The sequence below is a fragment of the Denitrificimonas caeni genome, from assembly GCF_027498055.1.
In the GTDB taxonomy this organism is placed as follows: Bacteria; Pseudomonadota; Gammaproteobacteria; order Pseudomonadales; family Pseudomonadaceae; genus Denitrificimonas.
Genome location: NZ_CP114976.1, coordinates 637,832 through 656,496, shown reverse-complemented (window position 1 = coordinate 656,496; position 18,665 = coordinate 637,832). Strand labels below are relative to the sequence as shown.

Sequence of the window (18,665 nt, the reverse complement as noted above, 5' to 3'; positions counted from 1 at the left end):
GCCTTTAACTCAATAGTTGATCCGCTACAGCTGATAAGTCAGCAAAGATTAGGGTATTGCTGGGCACAGCTTGCGCGCGTGTCAGCTCACCTTTACCAGTGCAAACCAACACTGGCTGGGCATTGACGGCAACCGCAGCTTGCAAGTCACGTAAACTGTCGCCAACAAACCACACGCCATCGAGCGGGGTTTGATAATGCTGCGCCACCTGCTCAAGTAATCCAGGCAAGGGCTTACGGCAACTGCAGTGATCATCAGGACCATGGGGGCAATAAGTGATTAAACCGAGATGCCCACCCCGCTGCTGTACAGCATCACGGAGCACTTGATGCATGGACTCTAAAACCGGCACCGTGTAATAACCACGAGCTAAACCGGATTGATTGGTCGCAACCGCAACAGTCCAGCCAGCACGGCTCAAGCGCGCAATGGCATCCAGTGCACCGGGCAAAGCAATCCACTCATCAACACTTTTAATATAGTCATCAGAATCGTAATTAATCACACCATCACGATCGAGAATTATTAACTGCATGCTTTATCCTTAAACACTGCGGGCCCAATGGCTCTCAAGCCCGCATAACCTAAGCTATTCCTTAATCCAGTACAGAAATATCCGCCACACCCAAGAATAAACCACGCAACTGCGCTAATAAAGCTAAGCGGTTAGCACGGATATTCTCATCGTCAACATTCACTAAGACATCTGTAAAGAATGCATCAAGTGGCTCATTGAGGCTGGCTAAACGGGTCAATGCCTCTGTGTACTGGCGATTTTCAGCTAATGGCGTGACGGCCTGTAAAGCCTGCTGTATAGCAGCGTACAGGGCGAACTCAGCGGGACTATCGAAGTACTTGGCTTGGATTTTCAGCGCTTGCGCTGCAGCATTTTTGCCCAACAAGTTGGACACGCGCTTATTGGCGGCAGTCAGTGCTTGCGCTTCGGGCAGGGCACGGAAGTTCTGCACTGCTTGCACACGTTGATCAAAGTCCAGCGGTGACATGGGATGCACTGCGCGTACTGCTTGGTACACAGCCACATCAATACCCGCATCTTCATAACGTGCACGCAGGCGATCAAAAATAAAGTCCTGCACATGCTCAGCGAGGTCTTTACTGTCAATTTTATTTTCGTACTGGGCAATGGCCATGGCAACCAGCTCGGCCAAATCCACTTCCAACTGTTTTTCAATCAGAATGCGCAAGACACCTAACGCAGCGCGGCGCAGTGCATAGGGGTCTTTACTGCCTGTGGGCAACATGCCAATGCCAAAAATACCCACCAAGGTATCCAGTTTATCGGCTACAGCCACTGCCGCACCGGTCAAGGTACTGGGCAACTCAGCACCTGCTCCGCGAGGCATATATTGCTCGTTAAGGGCTAAGGCAATATCACCTGCTTCGCCGTCATTTTTCGCATAGTAATAGCCTGCAATACCCTGCATTTCTGGAAATTCGCCAACCATTTCGGTTGCCAGGTCACACTTCGAGAGCAAGCCAGCACGCTCGGCATGTGCCGGATTGCTGCCAATTTTCTCTGCAATAAATGCAGCCAGCTTCGACACGCGCACCGCTTTATCGTAGACCGTACCCAGTTGCGCTTGGAAAACCACACTTTGCAAGCGCTCATTGAAACTCTCTAGCGGTTGCTTTTGGTCTTGCAGATAAAAGAACTCAGCATCAGTTAGGCGCGGACGGACAACTTTTTCGTTACCGGAAACCACTTGCTGTGGATCGCGGCTGTCAATATTGGCTACCGTAATAAAACGCGGCAACAGGTCGCCATTACCGTCTAATAGGCAGAAATACTTTTGGTTGTCTTGCATGGTGATGATCAAAGCTTCTTGCGGTACATCGAGGAAGTGCTCTTCAAATGAGCATACCAATGGCACCGGCCACTCCACCAATGCAGTCACTTCATCCAATAGCGCATCAGGCATAATTGCTGTGCCTTGTTGCTCAGCAGCCAGCTCGTCAACACGTTTCTTAATTAACGCTCGACGCTCAGCAAAGTCAACTATGACATGGGCTTGGCGCAAGGCTGCAACATAGTCGCGGGGCTGCTGCAGCACCACATCTAGGTTGTGATGGAAACGGTGGCCACGGGATGCACGTCCTGCGTTCTGCGCTAAAATAGTGCAATCCACAACCTCGTCACCAAACAGCATTACCAGCCACTGGGTAGGCCGCACAAACTCTTCTTTGCGCGCCCCCCAACGCATGCGCTTTGGTACAGGCAAAGCACTTAAAGCATCTTCAACAATGGCTGGCAACAAGCCAACCGTCGCTTGCCCGGGAATATGCTGCTCAAAACGTAGCTTTGCGCCGCTGCGATCAATTTCGCTGATATCGACACCGCATTTACGGGCAAAACCTAACGCAGCCTTAGTGGGCTCACCTTGCTCATCAAATGCAACTTGTACTGGCGGGCCATCCATTGCTTGCGTACGGTCGGCTTGGCAATCCAGCAACTGCTCAACCAATACCGCCAAACGCCGCGGCGCAGCATACACCTGCACATTGCTGTGACTTAAATCTGCTGCTTTTAAACCTTTAATGATGCCGTCACGAAACGCACTGGCCAAAGTTTTTAGAGCTTTCGGCGGTAACTCTTCGGTGCCCAGCTCAACTAAAAAATCACGCGCACTCATTGTTCACTCTCCAACTTGGCCAATACTTCATCACGCAAGGCAGCGGGCGCCATCGGGAAGCCCAACTTGGCGCGTGCTGCTAAATAACTTTGCGCAACGGCACGGGCCAAAGTGCGTACGCGTAAAATATAACGCTGCCGCTCAGTCACTGAAATAGCGCGCCGTGCATCAAGCAAGTTAAAGGTATGCGAGGCTTTTAAGACCATTTCATAACTGGGCAAAGGTAAATTGAGCAGGCTTAAACGATTGGCCTCACTCTCATAAAAATCAAATTGCTCAAACAGCTTTTCCACATTGGCATGTTCAAAGTTATAGGTGGACTGCTCCACTTCATTTTGTAAGAACACATCACCATAAGTCACTGTACCAAAGGGGCCGTCGGTCCAGACTAAGTCATATACCGAGTCCACACCTTGGATATACATGGCCAAACGTTCCAAACCATAAGTAATTTCACCAGTAACTGGGTAGCACTCAATACCGCCCACTTGTTGGAAGTACGTGAACTGAGTGACTTCCATACCGTTGAGCCAGATTTCCCAACCCAAGCCCCACGCCCCCAAGGTCGGCGATTCCCAGTTATCTTCAACAAAACGAATATCGTGCACCAAAGGATCAATACCAATGTGGCGCAAGGATTCTAAATACAGCTCTTGGATATTGTCTGGGTTGGGCTTGAGCACCACTTGAAACTGATAATAATGCTGCAAGCGGTTGGGGTTCTCACCGTAGCGACCGTCAGTCGGACGACGCGAAGGCTGCACATAAGCTGCGTTCCAGGTTTCTGGACCTAGAGCACGTAAAAAAGTTGCGGTATGGAAGGTGCCAGCACCCATTTCCATATCGTAGGGTTGCAATACCACACAGCCCTGCTCAGCCCAAAAGCTCTGCAAGGCGAGAATCAGATCTTGGAAGGTACGCACGGCGGCGGTTGTCTGGGTCACGTTATATATCCACAATTAAAGATGGGCAGAAAGTTCGAGAGTATACCCTAGAAACAGGCCTTCCCGCAGCGGGCATTCGTCGGCGCGGCTGATAATTGCATCCGCTATTGCTTAGATTGCTTAGCAACCCAGCAAAACTTCTGCAAGCGGCACCTGATATTTTTCTAACAAAGTATCCAACTCCGTGCGCCAGTGTGGCGCGGTATACTCGCGCTCCAGCATCAGCACTTGATAAATTGCACGGCGCAGCATGACGGGTGTTAGCTCTGCCTTCGCACTTTGCATGCTGCAAACAAAAGGCACCCAAGCACTGAGAACCACCCATGAGTTAAGCGCTAAAGCTTCAATGCGCGCAGCATCAATGCGCAAAATGTCTGCATCAGCAAAACCTTGGTAAATCCCCTGTGCATTAGCTAAACAACGCCGCGCTAAGGCTTGATAGCGCTGCGCCAGCTCAGGATCAGCGGCTAGCAAATGCTGTAGGTCACGGTGTAAAAACCGATAGTGCCACAAGGCAGTCAATAAGGATTCCAACAAAAAAGCCTTATCAGCCATGGTCAACACCCGCCCAGTGGGTCGTTGCAAAAGCTGGTCAATCACTTGCTCATAATCACTAAATAGTTCAAGCACAATCGCCTGCTTATTACGAAAGTGATAGTACAAGTTACCCGGTGAAATGCTCAGGTGCGCGGCAATATGATTGGTGGTGACCTGACGCTCGCCATCTTGGTTAAACAACTCAAGGGCAGCCTGCACAATACGCTGCCGGGTACTTAATGCGCCACTTGCTGGCGTCTCTGTTGTTTGTTCGGCCAATCTAACCTCTCTTCGCTATGTTCTGTATCGACCTTGCTGTGTCGGCCGCTCGTACCGTGCAAAATTACCGGCCAGCTAGAGTAAAGACTCTAAACCCCTTGACCGCCTAGAGCAATTACTCTAATAATAATGCATCACTTGTTTGCTGGCGAATTTTATCATGTCTAATAATACCCCCATCAATGCTTTAAGCGACTTACTCAGCGCGCAACAACAGGCTTTTCAGGCGCAACTTATGCCCAGCGCTGAGCAACGCACTGCATGGTTACGTGCCTTACGTGAAGTGCTCGTCAGTGAACAAAAATTGTTGTGCGAAACCATTAGCGCCGATTTCAGCCATCGCAGTCATGATGAAACCCTGCTCGCTGAGTTAATGCCCAGCCTTGAAGGCATTGACTATGCCTGCAAGCGCATCAAGCGCTGGATGAAGCCGGTCAAACGTAAAGTCGGTATCGCATTTCAACCGGCCTCTGCGCAAGTGGTTTACCAACCAGTGGGGGTGGTGGGGGTGATTGTGCCGTGGAATTACCCACTGTTTTTAAGTATTGGTCCTTTAACCGGTGCGTTGGCTGCTGGTAATCGAGTGATGATTAAAATGAGCGAGCACACCCCCCGTACGGCACAGCTGCTTAAAGAGTTACTAGCTCGGGTGTTTCCTGAAGACCTTGTCTGCGTGGTACAAGGTGAAGCAGATCTAGCTGCAGCTTTTTCTGAACTGGCTTTCAATCACCTATTATTCACTGGCTCCACTCAGGTGGGTAAACATGTCATGCGCGCCGCAGCCAAGAACCTCACCCCAGTCACTTTAGAGCTGGGCGGCAAATCTCCGGCGATCATCAGCGCCGATGTACCTTTAGCAGAAGCAGCCGAACGCATTGCCTTTGGCAAAATGGTTAACTCAGGGCAAACCTGCGTCGCGCCAGATTATATTTTAGTACCGGAAACACGCGTGGATGAGTTTATCGAGGCCATGCGCAGCACAGTGCTGAAGTTCTACCCCAAGCTGGCTGACAACCCTGATTACACGGCCATTATTAACCCACAACACCTACAGCGCTTACAAGAAACCATTCACGATGCCACTGCCAAAGGTGCCCAAGCGATTAGCGTGCACCCTGAAGGGCAAGAGCAACGTTTACCGCTGACCTTATTGCGCAATGTCACCGATGACATGCGGGTGATGCAAGATGAAATCTTTGGGCCAATTCTGCCCATTGTCAGCTATACAACCCTAGACGATGCTTTAGCCTATATTGCCCAGCGTCCACGGCCATTGGCACTGTATTACTTTGGTTATGCGCGCGATGAGCAACAGTACGTGCTGCACAACAGCCACGCCGGCGGCGTTTGTATCAACGACACCTTACTGCATGTGGCCCAGCATGATTTACCCTTTGGCGGCATCGGCCCTTCTGGTATGGGCCACTACCACGCCCACGAAGGGTTTCTAACCTTTAGCCACAGTAAAGCTGTGTTCAGTAAACAGAAGCTGAATGCCGCTAAACTAATTTATCCGCCTTACGGTGGCTGGCTGCAAAAGTTAATTTTGAAATTTTTTGTACGCTAACCCTAAGCTGTAGACGAGGCGATACTATGCCCAACACTCTTGACTCTAGCGAGTTTTCCCGGCGCGGCTTCCTCAAACTGAGCGCAGCTTCTGCGGCGACCTTAACGGTACTCAGTTTGTCAGCCAACCTCAGCGGCTGCAGCAGCGATTCTGCCAGCAATGGCTTTATTGTGCTGCGCAATGACGATCTGGTATTTTTAAGCGCATTGCTCCCCGTACTCTATAGCGGTGCTGTCACTGCTGAACAGATGCAGCACAATCTTGCCAACACTTTGCACGCCATTGATGCAAGTTTGGCCAGCTTTTCACCGGCAATGCGCAAGCTGACTTTGCAACTCTTTGATGTACTGAGCAATCCTCTGACCCGCGGTCCACTCACCGGGGTTTGGGGGGCCTGGCCAGAAGCTTCAGCTAAAGCCATACAACAGTTTCTAAAGCGCTGGGAAAACAGCCGTTTTGATCTATTAAAAATGGGCCACAGCGCCTTACTGCAACTGACCATGCTCGCCCACTACGGACAAGCCAGCGCATGGCACCACTGCGGCTATCCTGGGCCTCCAGCGCTACAATAGAAGTTAAAAGCGCCCTTAAGTTATCTTCTCCACAATAACAATATAGAGAATCAGCATGTCCATTCCAGATCCTTTCCTGCAAGGCATCCATAACGGCTGGCACGTACAAAATGCCGCGCTACTGACGAACGACCTGCACTTAGAAGCGGATGTGGTCATTGTTGGCAGCGGTGCCGGCGGCGCTACCAGCGCTGAGTTATTAAGCGCCGCAGGTTTGCGTGTGCTGATTGTGGAAGAAGGGCCGCTGCGCACCAGCACTGACTTTAAAATGCAAGAACCCACAGCCTACGCTGAGCTCTATCAGGAAGGTATGGGGCGCATGAGCAAAGACGGTGCCATTACCATTATGCAAGGCCGCGCCGTAGGTGGTACCACCTTAATTAACTGGACCTCCAGTTTTCGCACCCCACCGGAAACCTTGGCGCACTGGGCACGTGAGCATGCCGTCAGCGGTTTAGATAGCGCAACTTTACAGCCTTGGTTTGCGCGCATGGAGCAACGCCTTGGGGTTGCTCCTTGGCACACCCCAACCAACGCCAACAATGACGTGATCAAGCGCGGCTGCCAAGCCCTCGATCTGGACTGGGCAGTGATTCCGCGCAATGTACGTGGTTGTGCCAATTTAGGCTATTGCGGGCTGGGCTGCCCACTTAATGCCAAGCAATCGATGCTGGTGACCAGTCTTCCGGCCAGTTTAAATAACAACGCCAGCCTGCTGTATTTAGCCCGCGCTAAGCGTTTAGTGCTTGACCAGAATCGCGTGCAGCAACTGGAGTGCCATGCCCTTGATGCGCGCGGCGTGGCGCCCACTGGGCACAAGATCAGCATTCGCGCCAAGCACTATATTTTGGCCGGTGGCGGCATCAATACCCCAGCCATTTTACTGCGCTCCAAAGCCCCAGACCCATACAAACTCTGCGGCAAACGAACCTTTCTGCACACGACCAGCTTTTCTGCAGCGCAGTTTGCCGAAACCATCAACCCGTTTTATGGCGCACCACAGTCGATTTATAGCGACCACTTCCAATGGCGTGACGGTGTCACTGGACCTATGGGTTACAAACTGGAAGTTCCACCGCTACAGCCAGCTTTTGCTGCGACCATTCTGGGCGGCTATGGCGCAGTCAGTGCGCAACGCATGGCACAACTGCCGCACACCCATATGATGATTGCGTTAATGCGTGACGGCTTCCATCCCGATAGCGCCAGCGGCACCGTTGAACTGCGCAGCGATGGTAGCCCTGTGCTGAATTACCAGATGACACCATACACCTGGGACGGCATTCGTCGCGCCTATCACAGTATGGCTGAGATCCAGTTTGCCGCAGGGGCGCAAAAAGTCTTTCCAGTACATGCTGACGCTGACTATGCAACCAACTTAAGCAAGGTCAAAACCATGATTGATGGCTTAGATTTATCCTTGTATCGCACCCGCCTTGGCAGCGCCCATGTAATGGGGGGCTGCGCCATGAGTGACGACCCTAAGCAAGGCGTGACCAATAGCCTAGGCGTGCATCAGCAACTGGAAAACCTATCGATTCATGATGGTTCTTTATTCCCCACTAGCATTGGCGCCAACCCTCAGTTATCGATTTATGCCCTCTGTGCTCTGCTGAGCGAAAAACTGACACAACGACTTACGGTTTAGTCGCAACAAAGCGTGCTGCGCGACTGGCTGCAAACGGCTACGGGGCGTAGACTAATCGCCAGTTCTAGGCTTTTCTGTGTAGATCTGATAGTTATAAGTCATACGCCCCTTCCACGCTCTACTTAGTGAGATACTGCATGTCCGTTTGGAGCTCATTTAAATCTCTGTACTTTGCCACTTTATTGATGCTCTTAGGTTCAGGTTTGTTAAGCACTTACCTAGCCTTGGATGTGGCAGAACGGGCAGACGGAGTTTGGGTGGGGGCACTCATGACCGGCTTCTATTTAGGTCTAGTGCTCGGTGGCAAACTGGGTCACCGCCTCATTGCCAGAGTGGGCCATATTCGCACCTATGTTGCCAGCGCAGGCATCGTTACCGCAGCGGTACTGCTGCACGGTCTAACCGAAAACTTATCAGCTTGGCTGGCGCTACGGGTTGTAGTGGGGCTGGGCATGATGTCCATGTATATGGTGGTGGAAAGCTGGCTCAATGAGCAAAGTTCCTCAGAAGAGCGCGGCATGGTGTTCTCTGGCTATATGATAGCCTCCTACCTCGGCTCGGTACTCGGCCAACTGGTCCTAGCAGCCATACCTACGCTTGATATCAGCCTACTGTTACTGGTGGCTCTGTGCTTTTCCTTATGTTTGGTGCCGGTCGCCTTAACTCGGCGCATTCACCCTGAACCTTTGCACCCTGCGCCTTTAGAGCCTCGTTATTTTTTCCAGCGCGTACCCTTGTCGATGATTACCAGTTTGGCCGCCGGTGCGATGGTCGGTGCTTTTTACGGTTTAGCCCCGCTGTATGCCAGTCGTATTGGTTTACCCACACAAATGATTGGTCTCTTTATGGCCACCTGCATTGTCGCCAGCTTACTGGCACAGATTCCGCTAGGCTGGTTATCTGACCGAGTGGATCGCCCAACATTAATTCGTGTCTGCAGCGCACTGTTAATGCTGATTGCGCTCCCGCAAGCATTGTGGAGCGATTTACCGGTTATCTTTATTTTTATTGGTGGCAGCCTTACTTGCATGCTGCTGTTTAGTCTTTACCCGCTGGCAGTGGCCTTTGCCAATGACAATATTGAAGCAGAAAAACGCGTTTCGCTGACTGCGGTGTTACTGACCACCTTTGGCTTAGGTGCCAGCATTAGCCCACTATTAGTGGGTGCACTAATGAAAACTCTCGGCCCCAATATGCTGTTTGCCGCATTCAGTTTATTTGCCATGTACATTGCCATTCGCGTACGCCCAGAGGTTATTACTGGCGACACGCTCAGCGAAGAAGCGCCCCTACAACACATCAGCATGCCAGACGGTATTAGTAGCTCACCCTTATCCGCCGCCCTTGACCCCCGTGTTGAGGAAAGCCACGTACAAGAGCAAATGCAAGACAGCCCTCTGGCGGAGGTTGGGGAAACTTCCGAAGAGCAGCATTACTAAACCGCTACAGTGTCTGCGCCACAAGCCACTGCAGCGCAGACACTGCCTGTTTACAGCCCCTGCGCTATAAATGCTGGGGAGGCGGCAAATCCTTGCGCCACCAGCTGCAGCAGCATGGCCTCATGTAGAGGCGGAGCAAATAAAAAGCCTTGAATCAAATCGCAGCCCATTTCCTGCAATAATTTGAACTGCTCTGGCTCTTCCACCCCCTCAGCTACAGTGGTGAACTGAAAGTGGCGAGCCATATCAATTACGGTACGGGTTAAGCGTCTATCTTGAGCATTGACATGCATTTCTGAAATAAAAGCCCGATCAATTTTAAGTACCGCTACCGGTAAAACTTTTAAATAGGCCAGCGAGGAGTAGCCAGTTCCAAAATCATCAATGGCTATGCGAAAACCTGCCGCAGACAGTCGCTGTAACTGCAACATTGCCAACTGCATATTCTCCATCAGGTCTGATTCAGTCACTTCAAGCTCTAAGGCATGAGCTGGCAAGCCCGACTGCTGTACCACCTCAATCAACCACTGAGAAAAATCCGCTTGCATCAATTGCGCACTAGCGACGTTCACTGCAACCGTAAAATGCTCATCCACAGCCTGCTGTGCACGCCAACTTAAAAGGGTAGCAACAGCCTGTTGTATCACCCATTTACCAATCTCAACAATATGGCGATTGGCTTCGACAATAGGAATAAACTCCGCTGGTGAAACCCTACCAAACACTGGGCTTTCCCAGCGCAATAAAGCTTCAGCGCCGCGTACGGCGCCCGTTTGCACATCAACCTTGGGCTGATACAGCAGGTGCAGCTCGTTATTTTCCACCGCGCCATATAAAGCTTGGCTCAACTGGTTTTTACGCCACAAGCTGTTTTCTAGCGCTTGATCGTAGCCCTGCCAGCAATTAGTCTCAGCTGGCAAAGCCACCGCCGCCATACGTACCATTTGTTCTGGACTGCGCTCGACACTGGAGCCGCTGACACCAATGCGCACCGCCACATGTAGCGACAATTGCTGCATCGCCAAGGGCGTCTGAAATGCTCTGAGCAAACGCTGTGCGATCTGCTCAGCCTGAGCCTCACTGACTGGGCTTTCACACAACACCACCCACTTATCCGAGCTCCACACTCCCAGCAAACCCAGCGGCACATCAGCCAACTCTTGTACCTGTGCAGACAGACGACAAAGCACCTGATCCATAACGTCATAGCCGTGCAGGCGCCCCATTTCATCTAAGCCCTCTAGGGCAACAAAAAATGTCAGCAGGTCTTTGCTCTCACTGCGCAACTGTCCAATGGTTTCTAAAATCACAGCACGGTTGGGCAAAGAAGTCTGTGGGTCTTGGCGCGACAGCACGCTTAACTCGTGGGTTCGCTCCGCGACCAAACTCTCCAACAACTGCGCCTTTTCTGCCCGCTCACTGAGTAAACGCTGCAGCTGCAAGGTGTTATGAATACGCTGCAACACCTCAATATGATTGAAAGGCTTAGTTAAAAAGTCTTGTGCGCCCAATTCGAGCGCTTGATGCCGCGTTGCCTCATCGATTTGCGCGGTTAAGACAATCACTGCTGGGGTATTTTCAGCATAGTTATTATTCAGCAACTGCAATAATTGCAAACCGTTAAGGCTGGGCATACGGATATCTAACAAAATCAAATCAGGCCGCTTTGTCTGCACCCGAGCTTCAACTTGCAACGGATCAGTCATCCCCTCGACCGTGCGATAGCCTTCATCTTCCAGTAGATCTAGAAGCAGCTCGACGTTCACCGGGTTGTCATCAACAACCAATATATCCGCCGCGCTAAATAACTTGCCAAGAGCAGTCATGGTCTCTCCTGTTGCAATAAAAGTTGTTGAATATGCGCTACCAATGCATCGAGCTGAATAGGCTTGCGATAAAAACCTGCAAACCCTAATGCTTGCGCTTGCTGCTCATCTTGCGTGGCACAGCTGGCGGAAATAGCCAGCAGCGGTATCTGCGTCGTAAGGGGATTATTTTTCAGCATGCGCCCCACTTGCAGACCATTCATGTCCGGCAAATCAATGTCTAATAAAATCAAATGGGGCTGCTCTGAACAAGCTATTTCAAAACCTGCGGCTGCCGAGTTGGCACACAATAACTGCACAGCATCCATCTCACTGCATAATTCCTGCAGTAAACGCTGACTCTGCGGGTTATCTTCAATATAGAGTAAGCGATGTTTATGTAACCTTTGCGGATCAGTTGCTAACTCATCTTCAGTCACGGCAGCGGAACTAGGCTGTGCTGGCAGTGCCAACACCGGCAAAGAGAAGGAAAAAACACTGCCCTCACCCACTGTGGACTGCACTGCAATGTCACTGTGCATCAAGCGCGCTAATTTACGGGTCAGCGCCAAGCCAACCCCTGCTCCCTCAATTCCGCTGTGCTCTGCACCTAAACGATTAAAGGGTTCAAACAACATACCCAACTGCTCAGCGGGAATACCCATGCCACTGTCGCTGACACTAATTTGCATGCGCTCGGCCTCGCGCTGGCACGCCAAAATCACCGTACCACCAACGCGATTGTATTTAATGGCGTTGCTTAACAAGTTAATTAAAATCTGTTTCAAGCGCGTGTAATCGGCCTGCACAAAGCAGTCGTGACTGCTATCGAACTGCACTTGCAGATCAATTTGCTGGCTACTGGCTAATGCTTGGACAATTTCCAAACTGTCATCTAGCACTTCTTTCAAGTTGGTCGGCTCAAGGGATACCTGGGTATGCCCTGACTCAATTCGCGCCAAATCCAGCACTTCATTAATCAAATTCAACAGGTGCTGGCCGCTACGCAAAATCTGCTCATTTTGCCGTTGCTGGCGCTCCGTGAGCGGTTGCTTACCATTTCCCAACAGTTGCGAAAAACCTAATATCGCATTCAAAGGTGTGCGCAGCTCATGGCTCATAGACGACAGAAACTCGGTTTTAGCTTTACTGGAGCGCTCGGCCAAGTCTCGGGCGTTTCTTAACTCTTCAGTAAAGCGCTGCTGCTCATTGAGTTGCCGGTATAAATTGATCAGTAACGCACAGGTTGAGTTGAAGGGCTTTAACCACTCCACCAAAGCTTCATCATAATCCTGCTGGGCATTGGCAATGGCATACATGCCAATGACTTCACCACGGTCCACAATGGGCACACCTAAATAACGCTGCAGCACTGGGTGACCATCGGGTAATGCGCCGCCACGAGGATCCATCAACATGTCATTGCTTAACACAGTTTTCCCGCTGGCAAACACCTGCCCCAACATACTGCGCGGATTGCTCAGGAACATTTCCCCTTCACGCAGCTGCTGCATCAACTGTCGGGTGGGTTCGTTCCAAGCTAAATCACTGATAGCGTGGATTTTTAACGCTGGCACACCTTCACGTTTAATCACCTCACCAATCAGCGCATACTCACTGTGAGTCAGCTGTTTGAGCGCTTCTTTTAAAAACTGCCACAGGGTATTGCCGGATAACAATGCATGATAATCAGTCAGACCACGGTGCAAAACCTGCAAGAGCGCGCGCTCTTTACGCTCACGCTCACGGGCAGCAGCAGCGGCACGTAAATCAGACAAAATCCCAATAAACTCTCGATTCCCAGGTGCTACTGACTCACCCTTGCAGCGCACCTCACTGACCGCTAAGTGAACTGGTATCTGGGTCCCGTTTTTATGCAGCGCGAACACTTCACGTCCCACGCCAATGATATTTTTCTTACCGGTGCGCTGATATTCAGCTAGATAGCCATCATGCTCTGATGACCAACGCTCTGGCATTAACATTTTCACGTTGTGTCCAAGCACTTCTTCACGGGCATAGCCGAGCATATTGAGCGCCGAATCATTCAGGTGTAAGACACGGCCATAGCCATCAATGCGCACAATGCCCGCAGCTGCACTTTCAATAATCGCTGCATAGCGAGCATTACTGGCGTTACTTTGCTGAGTTTGTAGCGCTAGCTCAATGGTGCGTGAATGCAAATATAAAAGCTGCTCTGCCTGACGCGCCAGCAACGTTAAGTGATATTGCTCTGCTGTGCTTAACTGCCGTGGCTGGCTGTCTATCAAACAAAATGTACCGACGTTATAACCGTCTTCCGAACGGATGGGCACGCCAGCATAAAAACGGATATAGGGTGGCCCCTGGACTAAGGGGCTGTTAACAAAGCGCTCATCGAGTAGCGCATCCTCCACTATAAAGGTGCTATCGGCCTCAATGGCACAGGTACAAAACGAACCCTGGCGTGGCAGTTCTAAAGTGTGCACGCCAACCCGCGACTTAAACCACTGCCGATCCGCATCCACTAATGACACCAAAACCATCGGCATATTGAATAAGCTCGCCGCTACTTTGGTGAGATTATCAAAGGCCGGATCTGTGCCAGTGTCTAAAATCTTTAAATTGTGTAAAGCAGCTAAACGCAACTTCTCGTTATTGACTAACGGCATACTAAGCATCCACTGGTTGTTTCAGAAGTTAAAACAGCAACCACAGGTAAATACTACAGCGTTTAGGCCCAGCAGTACCCAAGCAATATAGATGCAAACACTAAGGTCTCAGACATAAACTGACAAAGCCGACTCAGCCCTTTAGAATACGCGGATTGTTGTCACCCAGAATCTATGTGGCTGCGCATAACAGCCGACCGCTATGCTGCTCGGTTGACTCAGTCGCGCACTCTGCCCCAACTCATTTGACTAGGACACGGTATGGAATTTGCTCTTTATTTAGTACTCGGCGCTATTGCTGGCATTTTAGCCGGTTTATTTGGTGTCGGTGGCGGGATTATTATTGTCCCTGTTTTAGTCTTTAGCTTCACCGCGCAAGGCTTTGCCCCTGAAGTTTTGACCCACTTAGCAGTGGGCACGTCATTGGCCACTATTGTTTTCACTTCGATTAACTCAATTCGTGAACACAACCGCCGCGGCGCGGTACAGTGGAATCTGTTTGTCTGGCTCGCCCCAGGCATTTTAGCGGGCGCAGCTGTGGGCGGGGTAACAGCTGCATTAATCCAAGGGCCGATTTTGCAAAAAATCATTGGTGTCTTTGCCATTTGCGTGGCGCTGCAATTAGCACTCAATCTGACCCCAAAAAACCCTCGCCCACTCCCTAAGCGTCCCGAACTGGTTGCTGCTGGCGGCATCATTGGCTGGGCTTCAGCAATTTTCGGCATTGGTGGCGGCTCAGTCACAGTGCCTTTTTTAGTGTGGCGCAGTGTCAGCATCCAACAAGCGGTCGCTACCTCAGCAGCCTGTGGTTTTCCCATTGCCTTCGCTGGTGCGGTAGTGTTTATGAGCACTGGCTGGCATGAGAGCCAACTCCCCGAATGGAGCCTTGGCTTTGTTTACTTGCCGGCAGTGCTCGGGATTGCCCTGACCTCAATGTTTTTCGCCCGCTTTGGCGCCCGTCTCGCCCACCGCTTACCCCCCCTCTTATTAAAACGCTTATTTGCCTTACTGCTCACTGCGGTCGGCATCAGCTTTTTACTTAACTAAGGAAGACCTATGCTCACCTACCCCAACATTGACCCTGTGGCGATTGCCCTAGGGCCGCTGAAAATACACTGGTACGGCTTAATGTACTTAGTGGGTATTGGTGGCGCTTGGTGGTTGGCCAGCCGGCGCTTACAACGCTTTGACCCCAGCTGGAGTAAAGATACCCTGTCTGACCTGGTGTTTTGGGTCGCGATGGGGATTATTTTAGGTGGACGCTTAGGCTATGTGCTGTTTTACGATCTGGCCGCCTATATTGATAATCCTGCGCTGGTGTTACGTATTTGGGAAGGTGGCATGTCCTTCCACGGCGGTTTCATTGGGGTGATGCTGGCGGTGTGGCTGTTTGGCCGCAAGCATAATAAAAGCTTTTTCCAACTCATGGACTTTATTGCCCCCTTAGTGCCGATCGGTTTAGGTGCCGGACGCATTGGTAACTTTATTAATGCCGAACTCTGGGGCAAAGCCACTAATGTGTCTTGGGCAATGGTCTTCCCCACTGATCCTGAACAACTGGCCCGCCACCCCTCGCAGCTGTACCAGTTTGCTTTAGAAGGCGTGGCGCTGTTTGTTATTCTCTGGCTGTATTCGCGCAAACCGCGGCCCACTATGGCGGTGTCAGGCATGTTTGCCCTGTGTTACGGCATCTTCCGCTTTATCGTTGAGTTCGTCCGCGTACCGGATGCGCAGCTGGGCTACTTAGCCTTTGATTGGCTAACTATGGGTCAAGTGTTGTGTATTCCGATGATTATTGGCGGTATCGGCTTAATTATGTATGCATATAAGCGTCAAGAGGTGACGGTACAATGAAACAGTATCTGGATTTAATGCGCCATGTGCGCGATCAGGGCGTGGATAAAAGTGATCGTACTGGCACCGGTACGCGCAGTGTCTTTGGCCACCAAATGCGTTTTGATTTAAAGGCGGGCTTTCCGCTGGTTACCACGAAAAAATGCCACTTAAGGTCCATTATTCATGAGCTGCTGTGGTTTTTGCAGGGCGATACCAATATCAAATACCTGCAAGACAACGGTGTGCGCATTTGGGATGAGTGGGCTGATGAAGACGGTGATTTAGGCCCAGTGTATGGCTATCAATGGCGCAACTGGCCAACACCTAACGGTGAGTCCATTGACCAGATCAGCAATGTGATTGAGATGATCAAAAGCAATCCTGATTCGCGCCGTTTAATTGTCAGTGCTTGGAACCCGGCGCTGGTGGACGATATGGCATTGCCGCCCTGCCATGCACTGTTTCAGTTTTATGTCGCCGACGGCAAACTCAGCTGTCAGCTCTATCAGCGCTCGGCGGATATTTTCCTCGGTGTGCCCTTTAATATTGCCAGCTATGCGTTACTGACCATGATGGTGGCGCAGGTCTGCGAGCTTGATCTGGGCGACTTTATTTGGAGCGGCGGTGACTGCCACTTGTATGCCAACCATATGCAGCAAGTGGAAGAGCAACTGAGCCGCGAGCCGTTTGCCTTACCCACGATGCGCATCAATCCGGCAGTAAAGTCTATTTTTGACTTCACTTTTGCAGATTTTGAGCTGTGTGATTATCAAGCACACCCGCATATTAAGGCCAAAGTGGCAGTTTAAACTGGAAAATTGTGCTGTCAGCACTGCTTATTGAATAGCTTTGTTTTACCATGCTGCTTCAATTGATTAATTAAAAGGACGTACCTCAATGAGCGATACAGCACAACCAGTACCTGAGTTAGCCACAGCAAACATCAGCAACAATACCTCACCGCTTTTGCGCAGCGAACCACATAAGGTCGCAGCAGGACGCGGATTCAGCTGGCTCACTGAGGGTTGGGCGTTGTTCATGAAGGAGCCGCTGGTTTTTTCCGTGATGAGCGTGATAAGCCTAGTGGCAATTTTCATTCTTGGCTTGGTGCCATTTCTTGGTGGTTTAGCCATCACTCTGCTGTGGCCAGCCATGATGGCAGGTTTCTTCTTAGCTTTTAAACATGCCAAACAGCAACAAGCAGTGACGGCTAATGATTTATTTGAACCCTTTAAAGCCCCTGCCAATCTACTTGGCGTAGGCGCACTGTATCTGCTTGCCGGTACTGTACTGATCCTTGTCTTAGGCATTGTTGCCTTTATGAGTCTGGGCTCGGTCACTGACATAATGAACGGTAATATTGATATGGGGCGTCTGGCTGTTGGCGGCATTCTTATGCTGCTCATCTCCATCCCTGCTTCTCTGGCCCTAGCCATGGCATTTGTCTTTGCCCCGGTTTTAGTCCATCAGCACCAAGTACCTGTCGTCGCCGCAATTAAACGCAGCTTTGCCGGAAGTTTACGTAACATCCTGCCCTTCATTGTATTTTTTGTTGTGCTCACCGTTTGCCTCTTTGTAATCAGCATCTTTGTTGCTATTCCATTGCTCGGCTGGTTACTTGGTATTGCCGTCGCTATTGTTTATTTACCCTTGTTCTGTGGCGCACTCTATTGTGCCTACTGTGATATTTTCCTCGATCACAACAGCGCAGAGCTTTAATTCACCACAGTGCTGCCGGCATGCTCCTGCCGACAGCTCTGCCTAGAACAGGTTAGCCCCATGTATAACTGGCTCAATGCATTACCTAAAGCAGAACTGCATATGCACTTAGAAGGCTCGCTGGAGCCTGAGTTGATGTTTCAACTGGCAGAACGCAACCACATTAAACTGCCATGGGACAGTGTAGAAGCACTGCGCAGTGCTTACGACTTTAATAATTTGCAGGAGTTTTTGGACATCTATTATCAAGGTGCCAATGTGCTGCAAACTGAACAAGACTTCTACGACCTGACCTGGGCCTACTTGCAGAAGTGTGAAGAGCAAAATGTAATTCACGTTGAGCCGTTTTTTGACCCGCAAACCCACACCGCCCGCGGTGTCTCCATGGAAGTGGCGATTACCGGGATCAGCGAAGCGCTGGGTGACGCCAGAGATTTACTGGGCATCAGCAGCGGTTTGATTTTAAGTTTTTTACGCCACTTATCCGAAGAAGATGCCTTCCATACCCTGCAGCAAGCCATGCCCTTTCGCGATTTGTTTTTTGCCGTTGGCTTAGACAGCTCGGAGTTGGGCCATCCGCCTAGCAAGTTCACCAATGTTTTTGCCAAGGCTCGCGCTGAGGGCTTATTGGCCGTGGCCCATGCAGGTGAAGAAGGGCCACCTGAGTATGTCTGGGAAGCACTGGATTTACTTAAAGTCAGTCGCATCGATCACGGTGTACGTGCCTGGGAAGACCCGCGCTTAATGGCCCGCTTGATTGAAGAGCAAATCCCCCTCACCGTTTGTCCATTATCCAACACCAAATTGCGCGTGTACCAAAATATGAGCGAGCACCCGATTTTACAAATGCTCGAGCAAGGCGCCATGGTTACGGTGAACTCTGATGACCCCGCCTATTTTGGTGGTTATCTCACGGAAAACTTCCAAGCCCTGCACACAGGCCTGGGGATGACTCAACAACAGGCGCAGCGTTTAGCTGAGAACAGCCTTAACGCTCGCTTAGCACCGTAACCGCAG

15 protein-coding genes are annotated in these 18,665 nt (G+C 50.8%); 9 read left to right on the top strand and 6 right to left on the bottom strand.

Features of this window, described 5'->3' with window-relative positions:
- Nucleotides 1-4 precede the first annotated feature (4 nt).
- The 4 genes from gmhB to O6P33_RS03165 form a co-directional block, all read right to left on the bottom strand.
- Nucleotides 5-535 (bottom strand): D-glycero-beta-D-manno-heptose 1,7-bisphosphate 7-phosphatase, encoded by a 531-nt coding sequence (gmhB, locus tag O6P33_RS03180; protein WP_269818804.1) that lies wholly within the window; start codon nt 533-535, stop codon nt 5-7.
- Between the two features lie 61 nt (nt 536-596).
- Nucleotides 597-2,651 carry a glycine--tRNA ligase subunit beta gene (gene glyS / locus O6P33_RS03175; RefSeq protein ID WP_269818803.1) on the bottom strand — a complete coding sequence of 685 codons (2,055 nt, stop codon included), beginning with the start codon at nt 2,649-2,651 and terminating at the stop codon, nt 597-599.
- Nucleotides 2,648-3,595 (bottom strand): glycine--tRNA ligase subunit alpha, encoded by a 948-nt coding sequence (gene glyQ / locus O6P33_RS03170; protein WP_269818802.1) that lies wholly within the window; start codon nt 3,593-3,595, stop codon nt 2,648-2,650. The genes glyS and glyQ overlap by 4 nt, the downstream gene beginning before the upstream one ends.
- Nucleotides 3,596-3,715: 120 nt before the next feature.
- A complete protein-coding gene (locus O6P33_RS03165; protein ID WP_269818800.1) occupies nt 3,716-4,411 on the bottom strand; it encodes a TetR/AcrR family transcriptional regulator in 696 nt (231 codons plus the stop codon).
- Between the two features lie 160 nt (nt 4,412-4,571).
- Between O6P33_RS03165 and O6P33_RS03160 the strand changes: the two genes are divergently transcribed.
- From O6P33_RS03160 to O6P33_RS03145, 4 genes are all read left to right on the top strand, one after another.
- Nucleotides 4,572-5,978: a coniferyl aldehyde dehydrogenase gene (locus O6P33_RS03160; protein ID WP_269818799.1), complete on the top strand. Its 1,407-nt coding sequence runs from the start codon at nt 4,572-4,574 to the stop codon at nt 5,976-5,978.
- 26 nt (nt 5,979-6,004) lie between these two features.
- On the top strand, nt 6,005-6,550 hold the full coding sequence (locus tag O6P33_RS03155) for a twin-arginine translocation signal domain-containing protein (RefSeq protein WP_269818798.1): 546 nt from the start codon (nt 6,005-6,007) through the stop codon (nt 6,548-6,550).
- Nucleotides 6,551-6,605: 55 nt separating this feature from the next.
- Entirely contained in the window at nt 6,606-8,198 is a 1,593-nt protein-coding gene (locus O6P33_RS03150; protein ID WP_269818797.1) for a GMC family oxidoreductase, read from the top strand.
- Nucleotides 8,199-8,335: 137 nt separating this feature from the next.
- Nucleotides 8,336-9,637, top strand: coding sequence for an MFS transporter (locus O6P33_RS03145; protein ID WP_269818796.1), 1,302 nt, complete (start codon nt 8,336-8,338; stop codon nt 9,635-9,637).
- A 50-nt stretch (nt 9,638-9,687) separates the two neighbouring features.
- Here the strand turns inward: O6P33_RS03145 and O6P33_RS03140 are convergent, their stop codons facing one another.
- Together O6P33_RS03140 and O6P33_RS03135 are read right to left on the bottom strand one after the other, a co-directional pair.
- Nucleotides 9,688-11,463: a putative bifunctional diguanylate cyclase/phosphodiesterase gene (locus tag O6P33_RS03140; protein ID WP_269818795.1), complete on the bottom strand. Its 1,776-nt coding sequence runs from the start codon at nt 11,461-11,463 to the stop codon at nt 9,688-9,690.
- Nucleotides 11,460-14,093, bottom strand: coding sequence for an ATP-binding protein (locus tag O6P33_RS03135; protein ID WP_269818794.1), 2,634 nt, complete (start codon nt 14,091-14,093; stop codon nt 11,460-11,462). Before O6P33_RS03135 ends, O6P33_RS03140 begins: the two co-directional genes overlap by 4 nt.
- Before the next feature lie 261 nt (nt 14,094-14,354).
- On the opposite strand from O6P33_RS03135, the gene O6P33_RS03130 reads away from it, so the two are divergent.
- The 5 genes from O6P33_RS03130 to O6P33_RS03110 all read left to right on the top strand — a co-directional run bounded on the left by O6P33_RS03130 (nt 14,355) and on the right by O6P33_RS03110 (nt 18,659).
- Nucleotides 14,355-15,140, top strand: a complete 786-nt coding sequence (locus tag O6P33_RS03130; RefSeq protein ID WP_269818793.1) for a sulfite exporter TauE/SafE family protein — start codon at nt 14,355-14,357, stop codon at nt 15,138-15,140.
- 9 nt (nt 15,141-15,149) lie between these two features.
- A complete protein-coding gene (lgt, locus tag O6P33_RS03125) occupies nt 15,150-15,947 on the top strand; it encodes a prolipoprotein diacylglyceryl transferase (RefSeq protein WP_269818792.1) in 798 nt (265 codons plus the stop codon).
- Nucleotides 15,944-16,738, top strand: coding sequence for a thymidylate synthase (locus O6P33_RS03120; protein WP_269818791.1), 795 nt, complete (start codon nt 15,944-15,946; stop codon nt 16,736-16,738). Before lgt ends, O6P33_RS03120 begins: the two co-directional genes overlap by 4 nt.
- Nucleotides 16,739-16,826: 88 nt before the next feature.
- Nucleotides 16,827-17,648 (top strand): BPSS1780 family membrane protein, encoded by an 822-nt coding sequence (locus tag O6P33_RS03115; protein WP_269818790.1) that lies wholly within the window; start codon nt 16,827-16,829, stop codon nt 17,646-17,648.
- 60 nt (nt 17,649-17,708) lie between these two features.
- Nucleotides 17,709-18,659 (top strand): adenosine deaminase, encoded by a 951-nt coding sequence (locus tag O6P33_RS03110; protein WP_269818789.1) that lies wholly within the window; start codon nt 17,709-17,711, stop codon nt 18,657-18,659.
- Nucleotides 18,660-18,665: the final 6 nt, after the last annotated feature.